13 protein-coding genes are annotated in these 17,774 nt (G+C 71.8%); 11 read left to right on the top strand and 2 right to left on the bottom strand.

The features are described from left to right. The first annotated feature begins 116 nt into the window (after positions 1-116). Both ACIQNG_RS11070 and ACIQNG_RS11065 read left to right on the top strand, forming a co-directional pair. Complete coding sequence (locus tag ACIQNG_RS11070; RefSeq protein ID WP_401484059.1) at positions 117-1,067, top strand: MBL fold metallo-hydrolase; 951 nt, start codon at positions 117-119, stop codon at positions 1,065-1,067. A 383-nt stretch (positions 1,068-1,450) separates the two neighbouring features. Next, entirely contained in the window at positions 1,451-2,197 is a 747-nt protein-coding gene (locus ACIQNG_RS11065; RefSeq protein WP_401425689.1) for an aspartyl/asparaginyl beta-hydroxylase domain-containing protein, read from the top strand. A gap of 99 nt (positions 2,198-2,296) precedes the next feature. On the opposite strand, the gene ACIQNG_RS11060 is transcribed toward ACIQNG_RS11065, so the two are convergent. Further along, a complete protein-coding gene (locus ACIQNG_RS11060; RefSeq protein ID WP_401484058.1) occupies positions 2,297-2,824 on the bottom strand; it encodes a copper chaperone PCu(A)C in 528 nt (175 codons plus the stop codon). Then, the gene (locus ACIQNG_RS11055) at positions 2,821-5,193 is read right to left on the bottom strand and encodes a heavy metal translocating P-type ATPase (RefSeq protein ID WP_401484056.1); all 2,373 of its coding nucleotides are present in this window, start codon (positions 5,191-5,193) and stop codon (positions 2,821-2,823) included. The genes ACIQNG_RS11060 and ACIQNG_RS11055 overlap by 4 nt, the downstream gene beginning before the upstream one ends. 779 nt (positions 5,194-5,972) lie before the next feature. On the opposite strand from ACIQNG_RS11055, the gene ACIQNG_RS11050 reads away from it, so the two are divergent. From ACIQNG_RS11050 to ACIQNG_RS11010, 9 genes are all read left to right on the top strand, one after another. Further along, a complete protein-coding gene (locus ACIQNG_RS11050; RefSeq protein ID WP_401425683.1) occupies positions 5,973-7,376 on the top strand; it encodes an MFS transporter in 1,404 nt (467 codons plus the stop codon). Positions 7,377-7,480: 104 nt separating this feature from the next. After that, positions 7,481-8,542: a beta-ketoacyl-ACP synthase III gene (locus tag ACIQNG_RS11045; protein ID WP_401426396.1), complete on the top strand. Its 1,062-nt coding sequence runs from the start codon at positions 7,481-7,483 to the stop codon at positions 8,540-8,542. Next, positions 8,539-8,772 carry an acyl carrier protein gene (locus ACIQNG_RS11040; RefSeq protein ID WP_401425681.1) on the top strand — a complete coding sequence of 78 codons (234 nt, stop codon included), beginning with the start codon at positions 8,539-8,541 and terminating at the stop codon, positions 8,770-8,772. The genes ACIQNG_RS11045 and ACIQNG_RS11040 overlap by 4 nt, the downstream gene beginning before the upstream one ends. 47 nt (positions 8,773-8,819) lie before the next feature. Next, positions 8,820-9,704: a TauD/TfdA dioxygenase family protein gene (locus tag ACIQNG_RS11035; protein ID WP_401484054.1), complete on the top strand. Its 885-nt coding sequence runs from the start codon at positions 8,820-8,822 to the stop codon at positions 9,702-9,704. 1 nt (position 9,705) lies between these two features. Then, the gene (locus ACIQNG_RS11030) at positions 9,706-10,242 is read left to right on the top strand and encodes an FcoT family thioesterase (protein WP_401425676.1); all 537 of its coding nucleotides are present in this window, start codon (positions 9,706-9,708) and stop codon (positions 10,240-10,242) included. 92 nt (positions 10,243-10,334) lie between these two features. Continuing rightward, positions 10,335-11,930: a long-chain-fatty-acid--CoA ligase gene (locus ACIQNG_RS11025; protein WP_401484052.1), complete on the top strand. Its 1,596-nt coding sequence runs from the start codon at positions 10,335-10,337 to the stop codon at positions 11,928-11,930. Positions 11,931-11,972: 42 nt separating this feature from the next. Further along, positions 11,973-12,230 (top strand): phosphopantetheine-binding protein, encoded by a 258-nt coding sequence (locus ACIQNG_RS11020; protein ID WP_401484050.1) that lies wholly within the window; start codon positions 11,973-11,975, stop codon positions 12,228-12,230. Next, positions 12,217-16,602: an amino acid adenylation domain-containing protein gene (locus ACIQNG_RS11015; RefSeq protein ID WP_401484048.1), complete on the top strand. Its 4,386-nt coding sequence runs from the start codon at positions 12,217-12,219 to the stop codon at positions 16,600-16,602. Before ACIQNG_RS11020 ends, ACIQNG_RS11015 begins: the two co-directional genes overlap by 14 nt. A 70-nt stretch (positions 16,603-16,672) precedes the next feature. Next, positions 16,673-17,734, top strand: a complete 1,062-nt coding sequence (locus ACIQNG_RS11010; protein ID WP_401484047.1) for an ABC transporter substrate-binding protein — start codon at positions 16,673-16,675, stop codon at positions 17,732-17,734. The last annotated feature ends 40 nt before the right edge of the window (positions 17,735-17,774 follow it).

Here is a 17,774-nt window from a genome sequence, read left to right as displayed (position 1 = left end):
CTCGACCGGGAAGCGCAAGCGCCGGTCCTCTTCCTCTTTCCCCTCGGCGCGGGATACCCCTGGGGAGACGTGCGGTCCGCACCGGCGCGGGCCGACAAAGCCGGGACGGAGTCACCATGAACGACGATCCGTCAGCCGTATCGACCGTGCCGACGGGAGACCGGGGCGCGGTCACCGCCGCGGAAGCGCCGAGCGAGGGGGACGGCGGCTGGTACGTCGACGCCCGCTGTACGAACTGCGACGTCGCGCGCCAGCTCGCCCCCGAACTGATACGCGAGGCCGCGGGCCGCTCCGAGATGATCCGGCAGCCGCGGAACGAGGCGGAGGCCCGGCGACTGCACGCCGCCGCGTTCGCCTGTCATGTCCGGTCGATCCGCCAGGTCGACGGGCGGCTCGACAGTGCCCTGGATCCCTTCCCCTTGGCCCTGGACGAGGAGGTCCTCCTGTGCGGGCACAACTCGATCCGCACAGCGGGAGCCAACTCCTACCTGCTGCGGCGGCCGGCCGGCACCATGATGATCGACACGCCACGCTGGAGCAGCGGACTGGCCGCACGGTACGAGGAACGGGGGCCCGTCACCGACGTCCTGCTCACGCATCGGGACCATGCCGCGCACGGCCGCCGCTACGCCGATCGCTTCGGTGCCCGGCTGTGGATCCACGAGGGTGATCTCGACGCCGCGCCGGACGCCGACCACGTCCTGCGCGGCACGGACCCGGTCGAGATCGGCGAGGGGGTGATGGCGCACCCGCTCCCCGGTCACACCCGGGGCAGCGTCCTCTACCTCGCCGACGAGCGGTACTGCTTCAGCGGCGACAGCCTGTACTGGTCGCGCACCACGGTCGATCTGGAGGTCGCCGAGAGTGTCACCTGGTACTCCATCGAGGAGTTGGGCGCGTCCTTGGCGCGCACCGCCGACCGGCTGCGTTTCGAGTGGCTGCTGCCGGGACACGGCGACCGCAAGCGGCTCCCCGCCCGGGAGATGGCCGGGCGGCTGGAACAGCTGACGGCCCGCGTTCGCACGCTTCAGCCCCGCCCCATCGATTTCACCGCCGTGCGCTACTGACACCTGCCCGCGAGGGCCGGGGCGACACGGCTGGGAGGACGGTGACGCCTGGACCCCGCTGCGCCGCGACCTCGGGGAGCCCGTACCGGATCCCGGTGTGCACATCGACAGGCCCTGGCGCCTTTCCCGGTCGGCCGGACAAACATCGGTCCCTTCATCGCAGCTCCGCTTGAAGGAAGTCGGCTGAAACCGCCCCCTGGTTCCCGGCCGCACCCGATATTCCGATGCGGTGGAAGCACTACCGGCGCATTGCGCCATACGTGCCGTCCACTGCGCCCCCGCACCGGCCCGACCGGGTCTTTTTCCCCAGGACGGGAGGGGTATGTCCTGGGTAGCCTCCCCACGGTATGCACGCACCGTGAGGCTCGGACCCTGGAGATTTCATGACCCCGGAGATAGACAACGCCTTCGACGCGATCAGGAGTGAGCACGGATCGGATTCGATCACCCGGGTCGAGCAGATGCTGGCGGCGGGAAAGGGGGACCGGCACCCGCTGCAGAAAGGCGCGAAGTGGATTCTGCCCGGGATCTCCCAGCAGCCCTGGCACGATCCGTACGGCCATCCGGAACTGGCGCCCGTGGTGCATGCCTTCGAGGCGAACCATGCCACCATCAAGAAGGAGTTGGAGACCGCCTGGGCCGCCCGGCGCGGCGCCTTCTCCGATTACGAGCACTACCTCACGCGTCAGTCGGACTGGCAGGCCCTCTATCTCTTCCGCGAGGGCGGCCTGGTGAGCGAGTCGGCCGACACGGTGCCGACCGCCTTCCAGGTCCTGAAGGAGGAGGCGGTCGACACCGGGAAGCTCTGCCCGCTGCTGGAGTCCCACTTCTCGACCCTGCTCCCCGGCGCGGCGATCGCCCCCCACTGCGACCTGTGGAACTTCAGCATCAACCTGCATCTGGCGGTCGACATCCCCGAGGACTGCGGGATCGCGGTCGCGGGCGAGCGGCGGTCGTGGGAGGAAGGCACCTGCCTCCTCTTCGACTACTCCTTCGAGCACGAGGCGTGGAACCACGGGACGCGCCCGCGCACCTGCCTGCTCGTGGACCTGTGGCACCCGGAGACCACCGTCCCCGAGCGCAAGGCCCTCGTCGCGGCCGTCACCGAGATCCGCAAGCTGATGGGCTGACGCGCCGCAAGCTGATGGGCCGGCGCGCCCCGGGCCGAGGCGCCGAGGCGGCCGGGGCGGCCGGGGCGGCCGGGGCGGCGGTCTCGTCACCCGGGCCCGTCACATCTGCGGGGGCACCACCACCGCGTCGACGCTCACCCGGCCGGAGCCGAGGAACCACAGGTCGAAGCGGACGACGTCCCCGACCTTCAGCTTCGGCGGGTCCAGGACCATCACGTCGACGCCGTAGGGCGACATGGTCACCCGGCTCCGGGCCGGGATCGTGAGGCTGGGGAGCGCCTCCATGCGTCCCGCTCCGTCCTCGGTGACCCGCCGGCCCAGCATGGTGGACCCGAGTTCCGCCGAGGAGACGGACTTCAGTACGTCGCCGGTGGGCCCGGTGTTGGTGATGTCGAAGAAGGCCGCCGTGTTGACGGAGTTGGAAGAGACGAAGATGCGGGCGTTGCTGACGCTGATCCGGGCCGGCGGTTCACCGGCCGCGCCCGTCGCGGTGTAGGCCATGAGGAGCATCAGGGCCGTCACGCAGGTGACCACCGGGACGTAAGCGGCGCTCAGGGCGCCGGAGATCTTCCGGCGCCGGGGCGGTGACGGGCGTTCGGCCGGGTCGGTGGACGGTGCGGAACTCATCGGATCTCCTCCAGGTGCGAGGCGGGCGCGCCGCCCGCGGCGGACCGCGGGGCCGGACCGTCCTGGCCGGCGGCGGATCGGTGGCCGCCCCTCGGGGGCGCGTAGGCCCTCAGCCGGAGGCTGTTGGCGACCACGAGGACCGAACTGGCGGACATCGCGACGGCGGCGAACATCGGGTTGAGCCAGCCGGTGGCCGCCAGGGGGACGGTGACGACGTTGTAGCCGAAGGCCCAGACGAGGTTGGCGCGGATGGTGCGCAGGGTGCGGCGGGTGAGCTGTACGGCCGCCACCACCGCCTGCATGTCCTCGCGTACGAGGGTGATGTCGGCGGCGCCGATCGCCGCGTCGGTGCCGCCGCCCATGGCGATGCCCAGGTCGGCGGAGGCGAGGGCGGCGGCGTCGTTGACCCCGTCGCCGATGACGGCCACCCGGCGCCCCTCGTCCCGCAGCTTCGCGACGATGGCGCTCTTCCCCTCCGGGGTGATCTCGGCGTGCACCTCGGCGATGCCGACCTGCTCGGCCACCGCGCGCGCGGCGGCCGGACCGTCGCCGGTCACCAGGATGGGCTCGATGCCCAGCTTGCGCAGGTGCCGTACGGCGGAGTAGCTGGAGGGCCGCAGGGTGTCGCCGACCGCGAGGACGCCGACCGGGCGGCCGTCCTTCTCCACGACCACGGCGGTGCGGGCGCGGGCGTGGGCGTCGTCCAGGGCCTGCTGGAGCGGGTCCGGGAGCAGGGTGTCGGGGCGCGGGCGGCCCACGGCGACCTCGATGCCGTCGACCCGGCCCCGGACGCCGACACCGGCGACGGCCCGGAAGTCGGCCACCGACGGCAGCCGGCCCCCGTCCGCCGCCTGGCGGGCCGCGGCGGCGACGGCCCGGCCGATGGGGTGCTCGGAGCCGTACTCGACCGCCCCGGCCAGCCGGAGGACCGCGTCCGTGTCCTCCCCGGCGACGACCGTCGTCGCGGCGAGGGTCATCCGGCCGGTGGTGAGGGTGCCGGTCTTGTCGAAGACGACGGTGTCGATGTGCCGCAGCCGTTCCAGCGCCTCCGGTCCCCGGAGCAGGACGCCGAGTTGGGCGCCCCGGCCGGTGGCGGCCATGAAGGCGGTGGGGGTGGCCAGGCCGAGCGCGCAGGGGCAGGCGACGACGAGGACGGCGACCGCCGCGGTCACGGCCGCCGCGGGCTCCACCCCGGCGCCGAGCCAGAACCCCAGGACCGTACCGGCCACGGTCACGATCGCGGGGACGAAGACCCCGGCGACGGCGTCGGCCAGCCGCTGGATACGGGCCTTGCCCGCCTGCGCGTCGCTCACCAGCTGGGTGATCCGGGCGAGCTGGGTGTCGGCACCGACCGCCGTGGCCCGGACCACCAGCAGTCCGCCCGCGTTGACGGCTCCGCCCACCACGGCCGATTCCGGCCCGACCTCCACCGGCACGCTCTCGCCGGTCACCAGGGACAGATCCAGGGCGGAGCTGCCGTCGGTGACCACCCCGTCGGTGGCGACCTTCTCCCCCGGTCGTACGAGGAACTCCTGGCCGACCCGGAGCGCGGAGACCGGGACCCGTTCGCCCTGTCCGCCGTCGCGCAACTCGACGTCCTTGGCGCCGAGTTCGGCGAGTGAGCGCAGCGCGGTTCCGGTGCCGCGCTTGGCGCGTTCCTCCAGGTAGCGGCCGGCCAGCACGAACAGCGGCACACTCACGGCCGCTTCCAGGTAGAGGTGCCCGCCCGCGTCGCCGGCCTCGGGGACCAGGCTGAACGGCATCCGCATGCCCACTTCGCCCGCGCCGCCGAAGTACAGGGCGTAGGTGGACCAGGCGAAGGAGGCGAGCACGCCGAGGGAGACCAGGGTGTCCATGGTGGCGGTGGCGTGCCGTAGCCCCTTCAGGGCCCGGGCGTGGAACGGCCACGCGCTCCATCCCACCACCGGGACGGCCAGGTTGAAGCAGACCCACTGCCAGTAGTCGAACTGGAGGGAGGGGACCATGGAGAGCAGGAGGACGGGCAGCGACAGCATCGCCGTGATCAGCAGTCGGCCCCGTTCGCCGACGCCCGCGCCCTTCGCCCGCCGCTCGGGGTCGGTGCCGGGGTCCGTGCCGGTGCCGGTGCCGTGTTCGTCGGCCGGTGGCGGGAGTTCGGCGGTGTAGCCGGCGCTCTCCACGACGGTGACCAACTGCTGGGGGGTCACCGACGCGGGGTGGGCGACGCGGGCCCGCCCGGTGGCCAGGTTGACCGTCGCGGTCACCCCCTCCAGGCGGCCCAGCTTCTTCTCGACCCGGGCCACGCACGCGGCGCAGGTCATCCCGCCGACCAGCAGATCGGTGGTCGTGTCGGCCCCGTCGGCGGTCTCACGGTGATCGGCGGTGGTCATCGCGTCACCCGTACCTCACGGTCGGCCGGGCCGAGACCGTGCATCCCCGGCATGCCCGGCTCCCGCGGTTCCTCGGACGCCGGCACGACGCGGTGCATGCCGGGGGCCACCGGACCCGCCATGCGTCCCACGACATACGACAACGCCGTCAACGAGACAAGCAGGACGACGAATCCCAGTAAGGCCGGCGGGACGAAAGGGGCACGCTTCGACTTCTCCATGCGTACATACGGTAGGGGGGTACATGGTGAATAGCCGAACCCGGGCGTGTGACAAAAAACCGCCCTGTCGCCGGGAACCAGACGCCTCCACCATCCGACTCCCTATAAATAAGACTTCATCCGCCCTTTCGAAATATCACACCCCGGATCGTCCCGAACGATACCGAAGGCAGATTCAACGGGATTATGAGGGTACTGGAACCAGCCATCCATGACGTGTTGAGAATCGTCCGAGAAGGCTGGAACTAGCAGACCCCCCAGCCCGACTTGTTGACCGGGGAAACCATAGCCCCAGCGTCAGCATATGCGTCCGGCACGCCCTCCGGTCACAAGAAACCCCTGCTCATCCGGCATGTTCCCGGAACGTCCACACGACCGCCCCGGGTTCGACGCGCCGACTGTGAAAAAGGAGTGAAGGATTCCCGCAACCAACTCGCAAGCCAGTCCGAAAACGAGGGGAGAGTGCTTGTGGCGGGCGCCGGACGTGAACCAAGATCCGGAGGGTGAGCCGCCGCCCTGCACTTCCAGGGGACGGATTCTTAGGGGGAACGTTCCGTAATGTCCGCAGTGAATTCGCCATCCGCTCCTTCCCGTCAGCGCCTCGGGTTGCCGCTGCTGGTCCTGGCCGCCGCACAACTCGTCATCTCGCTCGACTACAACATCGTGTACGTCGCCCTTCCCAGCATCGGCAGCGCGCTCGGCTTCTCGGGGCAGGATCTGCAGTGGGTGGTCAGCGCCTACGTCGTGGCGACCGGCGGGTTCCTGCTCCTCGGCGGGCGGGCCACCGATCTGCTGGGCCGGCGCCGGATCTTCGTCGTCGCCGCGCTGCTGTACGCGATCTCCTCACTGGTGGGCGGGCTGTCGGAGTCGGCGGGTGTGCTGGTCGCGGTGCGCGCGGTGCAGGGCATCGGCGGCGCGCTGCTGTTCCCCGCCGCACTCTCCCTCATCAACACCCTGTACGAGGAGGGCCCCAGCCGTAACCGGGCGCTGGCCGCGTGGGGCGCCGCCGGCGCCGGCGGACTGTGCTTCGGCTCGCTGCTGGGCGGGGTGCTCGTCGGCGCCTTCGGCTGGCCCGCGGTGTTCCTCGTCAACGTCCCGCTGGGCGCCGCCGTCGCCCTGGCCGGCGCGTTCCTCTTCCCGCCGGACGGACCCCTGCCCCGGCAGCGGGACTTCGACCTCCCGGGCGCCCTGACCGCCACCGTCGGCATCACGCTGCTCGTGTTCGTCCTCATCCACGCGCCGGAGGCCGGCTGGAGCAGCCGCGGTGTCCTGGTGTGCGCGGCCCTCTCGGTGCTCTCGCTGTCCCTGTTCGTCCTGGTCGAGGCGAGGACCCGGGCACCGCTGACGCCGGGGCGCCTGTTCCGGCACCGCGGGCTGCGCGCCGCCATGGTGCTGACCGCGCTGTTCAGCGCCACGTTCAGCTCACTGCCGTACTTCCTGACCCTCTACTTCCAGACCGTGCACGGCTACAGCGCCATGGTCACAGGTGCCGCCTTCCTCGTGCCGGCCGTCGTCGTGGCCGCCGGGACGAAGGTCGGCGAGCTGGCCGTGGCCAGGCTGGGCGTACGGAACACCCTGCTGGGCGGACTGGTGAGCGGCGCGGCCGGCGCCCTCCTCCTCGCCCTCTCGTTCAGTGCCGACGGCTCCTACGTCCGGCTGCTGCCGGGGATCGTGCTGATCAGCCTCGGGCAGGGCGCCACCTGGACGGGTATGTGGATCGCCGCCTCGACCGGTGTCCCCGCCCAGGACCAGGGCATCGCGTCGGGCCTCGCCTCGACGACGCTTCAGGTGGGCAGTGCCGTGGGCCTGGCCGTCCTGGTGGCCGTCGCCGGCACCGCCGGGCACGGCCAGGCGTCCGCCGATCTGCTGGCCGGCATCCGGGCCGCCGTCCTCGTCATCGCCGCCGGTGTCTGTCTCGGCGCCGTGGCCCTGCTGCTCCTCCGCAGGCGCGCGGACATCTGAGCAGGTCCGTCCTCCCCTCTCCTCCGAACGTTCCGGACCTTCCTCCAGCGTGCCTGGAGACCTAGGAGCCCCCTGTGTACAGCACCTTCGACCGCCCGGTCGGCATGCCCGCTCCTCCTGCCCCGCCCCGCCCTCGCGCCGCCGTCCTGTGCGGGCTCGCCGGCTGGCTCCCGCCGCGGGTGGTCACCAACGAGGAGTTGTCCCGACGGCTCGACACCAGCGACAGCTGGATCAGGTCCCGTACCGGTATCGGTCAGCGTCACGTCGCCGCGCCCGGCCAGGCCACCTCCGATCTCGCGGTGGAGGCCGGGCGGCGGGCACTGCGCTCCGCGGGCCTGGCCGACGTGGACGCGGTCGTCGTCGCCACGACCACCCCGGACCGGCTGTGCCCGGCCACCGCCCCTCTGGTGGCCGACCGTCTCGGTCTGACGGGAGCGGCGGCCTTCGACATCAGCGCCGTCTGCACCGGGTTCGTCTACGGACTGGCCTCCGCCGCGGGGCTGGTCGCGGCCGGTGTGGCCGACCGCGTCCTGCTGATCGGCGCGGACACCTACTCCACGATCGTCGACCCGGACGACCGGACCAACGCCGTCATCTTCGGAGACGGGGCCGGAGCCGTCGTCCTGCGCGCCGGCCACGCCGACGAACCCGGCGCCGTAGGCCACTTCGACCTCGGCAGCGACGGCGCCGGCGAGGAACTGATCATGGTGGCCGCCGGTGGTTCGCGGCAGCGCTCGACGTCCCGTCCGGTCGACGCGCGGGACCACTGGTTCACCATGAGCGGCAAGGAGGTCTTCCGGCACGCGGTCACCCGGATGACGGCCTCCGCCCGCGCCACCCTGACGCTGAGCGACCACAAGGTCGACGACGTCGACCGCATCGTCCCCCACCAGGCCAACCTGCGCATCCTGCGCTCGGTGGCGGAGGACCTCGGACTGCCCCCGGAACGACTGGTGACCAACGTCGGGTCCGTGGGCAACACCGGCGCCGCATCCATCCCGCTCGCCCTGGCCGATGCGGCGGCCCGCAACACCATCCATGAGGGCGAACGCGTACTGCTCACCGCGTTCGGCGGCGGGTTCACCTGGGGGTCCTGCCTCCTGACGTGGCCCGCGCTCGCCCGACCCCGGCAGCCGCACGACACAGGAGGAACGCAGGAGCCATGACCACCACTTACCACCAGCTGGTCGAGATCGTCACGAAACTGCACGACGCCCCGCGCGACCGGATCAGCCCGGACGTGACCTTCGCCCAACTGGACGTCGACTCGCTGACGATGGTCGAGATCAGCATGCGCATCGAGCGCGACCTCGGCGTCCACATCGCCGACAACGAGCTTGAGGAAGACCTCACCCTCGCGGCGACCACCAGGCTCATCGACGCGAAGCTCGCCTAGCAGCCGGTCCCACCGGCGCCCCACCACCCCCATTGAGAGCAGGGACCATGCAGATCAAGGAAGTCACGCACACCGAGATCGGCGCCGCGGTCGAAGGGTTCGACCACGCCACCGCCTCCGCGCAGGACGTCGACGCCATCAAGGAGGCCGTCTACACCAAGAAGATCGTCGTCCTGAAGGACCAGCACCTGGAGCCCCGTCAGCTCCTGAAGCTCGGTCAGCTCTTCGGCCGCCCCGAGACGTACTACGAACCGATGTACCAGCACCCCGAGGTCGAGGAGATATTCGTCTCCTCCAACGTGCCCAAGGACGGCAAGCAGATCGGTGTGCCGAAGACCGGGAAGTTCTGGCACGCCGACTACCAGTTCATGCCGGACCCCTTCGGCCTCACCTTCATCTACCCGCAGGTCGTCCCCGAGAAGAACCGCGGGACCTACTTCATCGACATGGGCAAGGCGTACGAGCAGCTTCCCGAGGACCTCAAGAAGGAGGTGTCGGGCACCTTCTCCCAGCACTCGGTGCGCAAGTACTTCAAGATCCGGCCCTCGGACGTCTACCGGCCGATCTCGGAGGTCATCGAGGAGGTCGACACCAAGACCCCGCCGGTGGTGAAGCCCAGCACCTTCCTCCACCCCATGACCGGCGAAACGATCCTCTACATCAGTGAGGGCTTCACCCTCGGCCTGGAGGACGCGGACGGCAAGCCGCTGGAGACCGACCTCCTCCAGCGGCTCTTCGAGGCCACCGGCCAGCTCGACGACACCTTCGACCACCCCAACATCCATCTCCAGACCTTCGAGAAGGGCGACCTCCTGGTCTGGGACAACCGCAGCCTGATCCACCGCGCCCGGCACACCACCACCCCCGAGCCCACCGTCTCCTTCCGGGTGACCGTGCACGACGCGCGCAAGCTCTACGACGAGGCCGCCTGAGATGGGCACGACCCTCCAGCACAAGCCGCCGGCGCAGGACCACGAGAACGACGACGAACTGCTGCCCCTGGTGCTGCGGCCGTACAAGCCGCACTGCAAGTACCTGCTGTCCGCGGCGGTGAGCACCCGCACCAGCCTCGTGTCCGCGCGCTGTGAACTGGCCATCCCGGAGTCCTGCTACATCGACGACACCGGCCACCTCAACGCCGTCGAAGTCAACATCAGCTACAACCAGATGATGTATTACACCGTCGCCAAGGCGGTGAAAGAGGGGCTGCTGGAGGAGTTCGCCGGCTGGTCGATGGACGACTACTGGCGCCATCAGCTGCCGGACATCCTCATCGCCCGCTTCAGCGGCAGCTTCCGGCGCCCCATCAACGCCCGCTCCTTCTCGGGCGAGATCGAGTTCCTGTCCGTGGAGCGGCGGACGCCGGGCGGCGAACCGCTGCTCGTCGCCGAGACCGCGTACCGGTACTGGGACGACGCCGGCGGACGGTGCGACGGCACCGTGAAACTCGCCTTCGTCAACGCCCCGTAGCCGCCCGACCGCACCGCGGCGTGCCGCCACCCCGTCCGGTGGCGGCACGCCCTCCCGGCAGACCGAGAGCACATCGAGAGGCAGGCCCGCCCATGGGCGAACCGTCCGCGCCCGGGACACCCCGCGGCGACAGGCTGCACCACCCCCAGCTCACGACCCTCGTGGACACCGCGCGCTTCCACGCCGCACACAGCCCGCAGGTCACCGCCGTCGTCTGCGAGGACCGCGCCCTCACCTACGCCCGGCTGCACCGCGAGAGCAACCGTGTCGCCCACGCCATCCGGGCGACGGGGGCGGCTCCCGGCGCCCGGGTCGCCTACCTGGGCAAAGAGTCCGAGCACTACTACGAGATCCTCTTCGGCTGCGCCAAGAGCGAGACCGTGCTGGTGCCCATCAACTGGCGGCTGACCGCCCCCGAGGTCAGCCACATCCTCCAGGACTCCGGCAGCGATCTCCTCTTCCTGGAGGACGAGTTCGGCCCCGTCCTGGACCGGCTGCCGACCGCCCCGCCGAAGACGGTCGTCCGGCTGGCCGAGGGGACCGGCCCGGCCGCCTGGACGGCGGGGCACCCGGACACCGACCCCGCCCTCTCCCCCACCCCCGACACCCCGGTCGCCCAGCTCTACACCAGCGGGACCACCGGACTGCCCAAGGGCGTCGTCCTCGCCCACCGGAGCTTCTTCGCCGTCCGCGACGCGCTGGCGGGCGCGGGACTGGACTGGATCGACTGGCGCGCCGGCGACATCGCCCTGGTCGGTATCCCCGGATTCCACGTCGGCGGCCTGTGGTGGGCCACCCAGAACTTCAACGCGGGCGTGACCGTGGCGTCGATGCGGGCCTTCGCGCCCCGGGAGGCGATCGACCTCATCCGCGACAAGGGCGTCACCACCGCGTGCGTGGTCCCCGCCATGCTGCGCATGATGCTGGGCGAACCCGGTGTGGAGCCGGACGACTTCACCACGCTCCGCAAGATCGTCTACGGTGGGTCGCCGATCTCCGAGGCCCTCCTCGAAGAGAGCCTGGCCCTGTTCGGCAGCGAGTTCGCCCAGATCTACGGGCTGACCGAGACCGGCAACACCGCCGTCTGCCTGCCGCCCGCCGACCACATCCCCGGCCACCCCCGGATGAAGGCCGCGGGACACCCGTACCCCGGGATCGGCAGCAAGGTCATCGACGGGGAGGGCAAGGAGCTGCCGACGGGCGCCGTCGGGGAGATCTGCCTGGCCACCCCGGCCCACATGGTCGAGTACTGGGCGCTGCCCGGCAAGACCGCCGAGACCCTGGTCGACGGCTGGATCCACACCGGCGACGCCGGGTACGTGGACGACGACGGCTATGTCTTCATCCAGGACCGCATCAAGGACGCGATCCTCGTCGCGGGCGAGAACGTCTACCCCGCCGAGATCGAGAACGCCCTGGAGCGCCACCCCGGGGTGGCCGAGGCGGTGATCGTGGGCGCGCCCGACGAGCGGTGGGGCGAGAAGGTCCACGCCTTCGTCGTACCCGTGGCCGGGCGGGAGCCCTCCCCGCGGGACCTGCACCGGTTCCTCGTCGACCGGCTGGCCGCCTTCAAGCTGCCCGCGGCCTACGAGTTCATCGCCCACGTCCCGCGCAATCCCAGCGGCAAGATCCTCCGCCGCGCCCTGCGCGACCGCTTCTGGAACGACGCCGACCGCAAGGTCAACTGAGCGGCACTCGCCCTCCCCGTGCAGCTACCGAGAGAGAACCCCATGCCTGAGCCCCTGACGCCGGCCGCCTTCCGCGCGGATCTGGCGGAGTTCCTGCACCAGCACCCCGACGACGTCGACCTCACCGAGAACCCCCTGGACGCGGGCCTGGACTCGCTGCGCATCACCACCCTCGCCGAGCGCTGGCGCGGTGCCGGCGCAGAGGTGAGCTTCATCGAACTGGCGGAGCGCACCTCCTTCGGTGCCTGGTGGCAGCTGCTGTCCGAACGTCAGGCGGGAGCGACCCGTGCCGACGTCTGATCCGCGCGCCGAGCGCCATCCCCTGCTCGCGGCCCAGGAGGGCATCTGGAGCGGGCACCATCTCGATCCGGACAGCCCCGCCTACAACACCGCCGAGTACGTACGCATCCACGGCGAGGTGGACGCGACGGCCTTCGAGAAGGCCCTGCGCCACACGGTGACGGAGGTCGAGGCGCTGAACGTCCGCTTCGTCACCGACGAGTCGGGCCGGCCCTGGCAGGTGAGCGTGCCCGACATCGCGTGGGAACCGCACCTCCTCGACCTGACCACCGCCGACGACCCGCACCGGGCCGCCCTCGACTGGATGGCCCGGGACCTCGCCCGCCCCCTCGACCTGGAACGCGACCCGGTCTTCGGCCACGCCCTGCTGCGGACGGCCCCCGACGTGTTCCTCTGGTACCACCGCGTCCACCACATCGCACTGGACGGCTTCGGTCTGTCCCTGGTCGCGCAGCGCGTGGCCCAGGTGTACACGGCCCTGGTGGCGGACGCCCCGCTGGGCGAGAGCGGCTTCGGCACCCTGGAGTCGGTCCGGGAGGAAGAGGACGCCTACCGGGCCTCGGAGCGTTTCGCCAAGAACCGCGCCTACTGGAACCAGCGTTTCGCGGACCGACCGGCGGTCCCCCGTCTCGCCGCCGAACAGGCGCTTCCCGCCCGCACCTTCCTGCGCCGGGTCGTGGACCTGGACCCGGGCGAGACCGAGCGGCTGCGGGCCGTGGCCGACGAGCTGTCGGTGACATGGTCCGATCCCCTGCTCGCCGTCACCGCCGCCTACCTGCACCGGGTCAGCGGCGCCCCCGAGGTCGTGCTGAGCCTGCCGGCCATGGGCCGCCTCGGGTCGGTGTCGCTGCGGGTGCCGTGCATGGTGCGCAACATCCTGCCGCTGCGGGTCGCGGTGGGTGAGCGGGACAGCCTGCGGGACCTGTCGCTCCGGGTGGCCGCGGAACTGCGGGCCGGCCGGCCGCACCAGCGGTACCGCTACGAGCAACTGCGGCGGGACCTGAAACTGGTCGGCGGCAAACGGCAGTTGTCGGGGCCGGGCGTGAACATCATGCCGTTCGAGTACGACCTCCGCTTCGCGGGCCTTCGCAGCACCGTCCACAACGTCTCTGCGGGACCCGTCGACGACCTCGCGGTCAATGTGTACGACCGGGCCGAGGGCGCGGGCCTGCGCCTCGCCGTCGACGCCAACCCCGACCTCTACGACGAGGCGGACCTCGCCGCCCACCAGCAGGGGCTGCTGACGCTGCTGCGCGAGGCGCTGGCCGCGCCGGACCGCGCGATCGGGCGGCGCCCGTACACCGTCCTGGACGGGGGCCCGCTGCCCGGTCCCGCGCGGCCGGTGCTGGGCCTCATCGCCGACCACGCCGCCCGGCGCGGTGGCGCCACCGCCGTCGAGCACGCCGGACAGAGCATCACCTACGCGGAGTTGTTCGGCTCCGCGCGGCGGCTCGCGCGACGGCTCGCCGCCCGCGGAGTGGGCCCCGGCGCGGTCGTGGCCGTCGCCCTGCCGCGCGGTGTCGACGCCGTCACCGCCATCCTGGCCGTCCTGCTGTCGGGCGCCGCGTACTGCCCGCTCGACCCCGACGCCCCGGAGCCACGGACGCGGGCGCTCCTGGACAACGCCGCGCCCTCCGTCGTCCTCACCCGCGCCGCGGACGCCGCACGTCACGCGCCCCACCCCACCCTCCTGCTGGACGTCCCCGGCGACGACACCGAGGCCCCGCTCGCCCCGCCCGCGCAGGCGGACGCCCTGGCCTACCTCATCCACACCTCCGGCTCCACCGGCCGGCCCAAGGGCGTGGAGATCAGCCACGGCGCGCTGGCGACCTTCGTCGCGGGTGCCGCACACCGCTACGGGCTGCGCCGCGAGGACCGCGTCCTGCAGTTCGCGCCCCTGCACTTCGACGCCAGTGTCGAGGAGGTCTTCCTCACCCTGTGCACCGGCGCCACCCTCGTCGTACGCGACGCCGCGATGACCGAGTCGGTGCCCCGTTTCCTGCGTGCGGCCGACGCGCTGCGGATCAGCGTCCTGGACCTGCCCACGGCCTACTGGCACGAACTGGCCTACGCGGTCTCCACCGGGAGCGCCGCGCTGCCCGACGGGGTGCGGACCGTCATCATCGGCGGAGAGGCCGCCCTGCCCGAACGCGTCGACCGCTGGCGGAAGACGGTCGGAACCTCGGTACGGCTCTTCAACACCTACGGTCCGACCGAGGCGACGGTGGTGGCCACGGTCGCCGCCCTCCACGAACCGCCCGCGGACGCCGGTGACGTACCGATCGGGGTGCCGCTGCCCGGCATGCGCACCGCCGTCGTCGGCGGTGAACTCCATCTCCTCGGCGACGCGCTGGCCCTGGGCTACCGCGGCGCGGACGCCGCGGACGACGCCCGGTTCGCCCCGCTTCCCCAACTGCCGGGCAGCCCACGGGCCTTCCGTACCGGGGATCTGGTGCGGGTCGGGGAGGACGGACAGCTCCGCTTCCTCGGGCGGGCGGACGACGAGTTCAAGATCAGTGGGCATCGTGTCCATCCCTCCGAGGTGGAGGCCGCCCTCCTCGTCCGGCCGGGCGTCCGCGAAGCCGCCGTCGTCGGGCAGGTGCTGCCGGACGGGACCCGCCGGCTCGCCGCCCATCTCGTCGTGGAGGGTCCCCGGCCCACCGCCGCCGAGGTGCGGAAGGGGCTGCGGGCGGTCCTGCCGGCGGCGATGGTGCCGTCGGCCGTGGAATTCACCGACCGGCTGCCCCGCACCAGCACCGGGAAGATCGACCGGAACGCCCTGAGCGCGGCCGGGGGGCAGCGGACTGCCGGTCCGGCGCCGGATGGCGGGAGCCTGGAAGCGGACGGCGGCGGCCGGAAGAGGGAGGGGGGCGGCTCGGAGAGGGAGGGTGGCGGCTCGGAGAGGGACGGGGGCGGCTCGGAGAGGGAGGGCGGCGGCCAGGAGAGGGAGGGCGGCGGCCTGGAGGCGGCCATCATCCGTCTGTGGGCCCGGACCCTGGGTCTGGAGGACATGACTCCCGAGGACGACTTCTTCGACCTCGGCGCCCAGTCGCTCCAGGCGATCCAGGTCGCCAACCGGCTCGGCGTGGAGTTGCGGCGGGAGGTCCGCGTGGCCTGGCTGTTCGAGCATCCGACCGCCACCGACCTCGCACGGCGCCTGGAGCGGAGCGAGGACCCACCGGTGGCCACGGCCGCGCTGGCCGACGCCGTCCTGGCCGACGCCGTCCTGGAGGACGACATCCGGCCCGGCACCGGCCGCCGCCCGACCGGAGCGCCCCGCACCGTGCTGCTCACCGGCGCCACCGGGTTCGTGGGCCCCCATCTGCTGTCCGAACTGCTCGCCACCACCGACGCCGAGATCGTCTGCCCGGTCCGGGCCGCGACCCCCGGCGAGGCCGCGGAGCGCATCCGGCAGGCCCTGGCGGCGCAGGACATCGCGCTCCCGGCGGGCGCCGGACGGATCACCGCCGTCCCCGCCGACCTCTCCCGCCCGGACCTCGGGCTGGGGGCCGCCCGCCTCGCGGAACTGGCCGAGACGTGCGACGCCGTCATCCACAACGCGGCGACGGTCAGCATCATGCGCGACTACGGCAGTCTGCGCGCCGCCAACACCGACTCCACCCGTCAGCTGCTGCGGATGGCGTCCGCCCGTTCGATCCCGGTGCATTTGGTGTCGACCCTGTCCGTGGCCCCGCCGCGCAGCCGCAGCAAGGAGGTGTCCGAGACGTTCTTCCCGCCGCATCCGGGGCTGATCAGCGGCTACCAGCAGTCCAAGTGGGCGTCCGAACGCCTCCTGGAACAGGCCGCCGAACGCGGTCTGCCCGTCACCCTGCACCGGCTGGGCCGGGTCACCGGGGCGACGGACACCGGGCAGGTGAACCGGCGGGACTTCCTGTGGAGCGTCCTGGCCTCCGGTGTCCCCGCCGGCATCGTGCCCGACCTGTTCGACGCCGAGGTGTGGACCCCGGCCGACTACGTCGCCCGCGCCGTCGTACGGCTCTCCCTGACCGCCGCGCCCGGGACCGTCTTCAACCACGCCCCCGTCGCGCCCGTCCGGCTGACCGACGTGTACGACTGGGTGCGGGAGTACGGGTACGCCGTCCGGCAGCTCCCCCTGGCGCGGTGGCGCAGCGAACTGCCCCGCTCGGCCGATGTGGCGGCGACGACCGGAGCGTTCTTCGATTCCCTCACCGCCCAGGAGGACACGGAGGCGGAGCTGGCGCTGGGCCGCGTCCGGGCCGACAACGTGCTGCGCGGACTCGAAGGCACCGGCATCACCTGCCGGCCCGCCGACCGCGCGCTGATGTTCCGCTATCTCGACCACGGGGTGAGAAGCGGAATCCTGCCACCCCCCGAAGGGCGGAACGCCTGACCTTCCGGGAACTGACACCCGCCCCGCACCGACTACTTGAGCGGAGTCCTTCCCGTCCCAAGGAGATCGTGTGCAGACCAAACGGCCCGCTGCCGTGGCCCTGGCCCTGGCCGGCGCCCTGTGCCTGACCGCCACGGCATGCGGGACCTCGTCGCCCCCGGCGGTCGACACCGCCGGGGGGACGAGCGCCCCCGGGTATCCGGTCACCCTCAAGAACTGCGGGGAGACCACCACCTACACCGAGGCGCCCCGCCGGGTGGTCGTGATGAACGGAGCCTCCGTCGCCGAGGTCTCCGCGCTGCTGGCGCTGGGGCTCGGTGACCGCATCGTCGCCAACGGGCAGTCCTACGGACGCTCCGAGGTCCCGGGCCGGGCCTCGGCCATCGAGAAGCTGCCCACCGGCGACATCACGGTCAACGACGCCTACGACGTCCCCCGGGAGGCGATGCTGGGCCTGGGCCCGGACCTGGTGCTGTCCACCACGTCGTACGGCTTCGACGCCAAGAACGGCTTCGCGACCCGCGACGACCTGAAGACCGTCGGCGCCCGTACCTATGTGTCCCCGCAGGGGTGCGACCAGGACACCTCGCGGATGACGGTCGAGGACAGCTATCGACTGCTGCGGGACCTCGGGAAGATCTTCAACGTCGGCGACCGCGCCGAGAAGCTCATCACCGCGTCGCGCGAGCGGATCGGCGAGGTGTCGGCCAAGGTGAAGGATGAGAAGAAGCCCCAGGTCATGGTGGTCTTCTCCAATATGAGCATGGGCGGCAACGACTTCAGCTCCATCGCGGCCCACGGCATCTGGAACGACATCCTCGCCAAGGCGGGAGGCGCCAACGCCTTCTCCTCCGCGTCCACGACCGCCTTCGCCGACCTGAGCAAGGAGAAGGTCGCCGCCGCGCGGGTGGATGCCCTCGTGGTGATCAGCTACAACGACCCGGACCCCGAGGCTTACGCCCGCGATCTGCTCAAGGAGTTCCCCCAGTGGCCGGCCGCGAAGAACAAACGCTCCCTGGTGCTGTCCGACTCGATCTACCTCGGGCCCAGCAACGACCTGGCCGTGTCGAGGATCGCCGAGATGCTGCACCCGCGGTCGGTGCGAGCGGACCGGGCCGACGCGAACGGCTGAACCCCGCACTCGTCCTGGCCGCACTGCTGGTCGTACTCCT

Origin of the sequence: Streptomyces sp. NPDC091377 (assembly GCF_044757045.1) — a bacterium.
In the GTDB taxonomy this organism is placed as follows: domain Bacteria; phylum Actinomycetota; class Actinomycetes; order Streptomycetales; family Streptomycetaceae; genus Streptomyces.
This window is presented reverse-complemented; position numbering and strand designations above follow the sequence as displayed.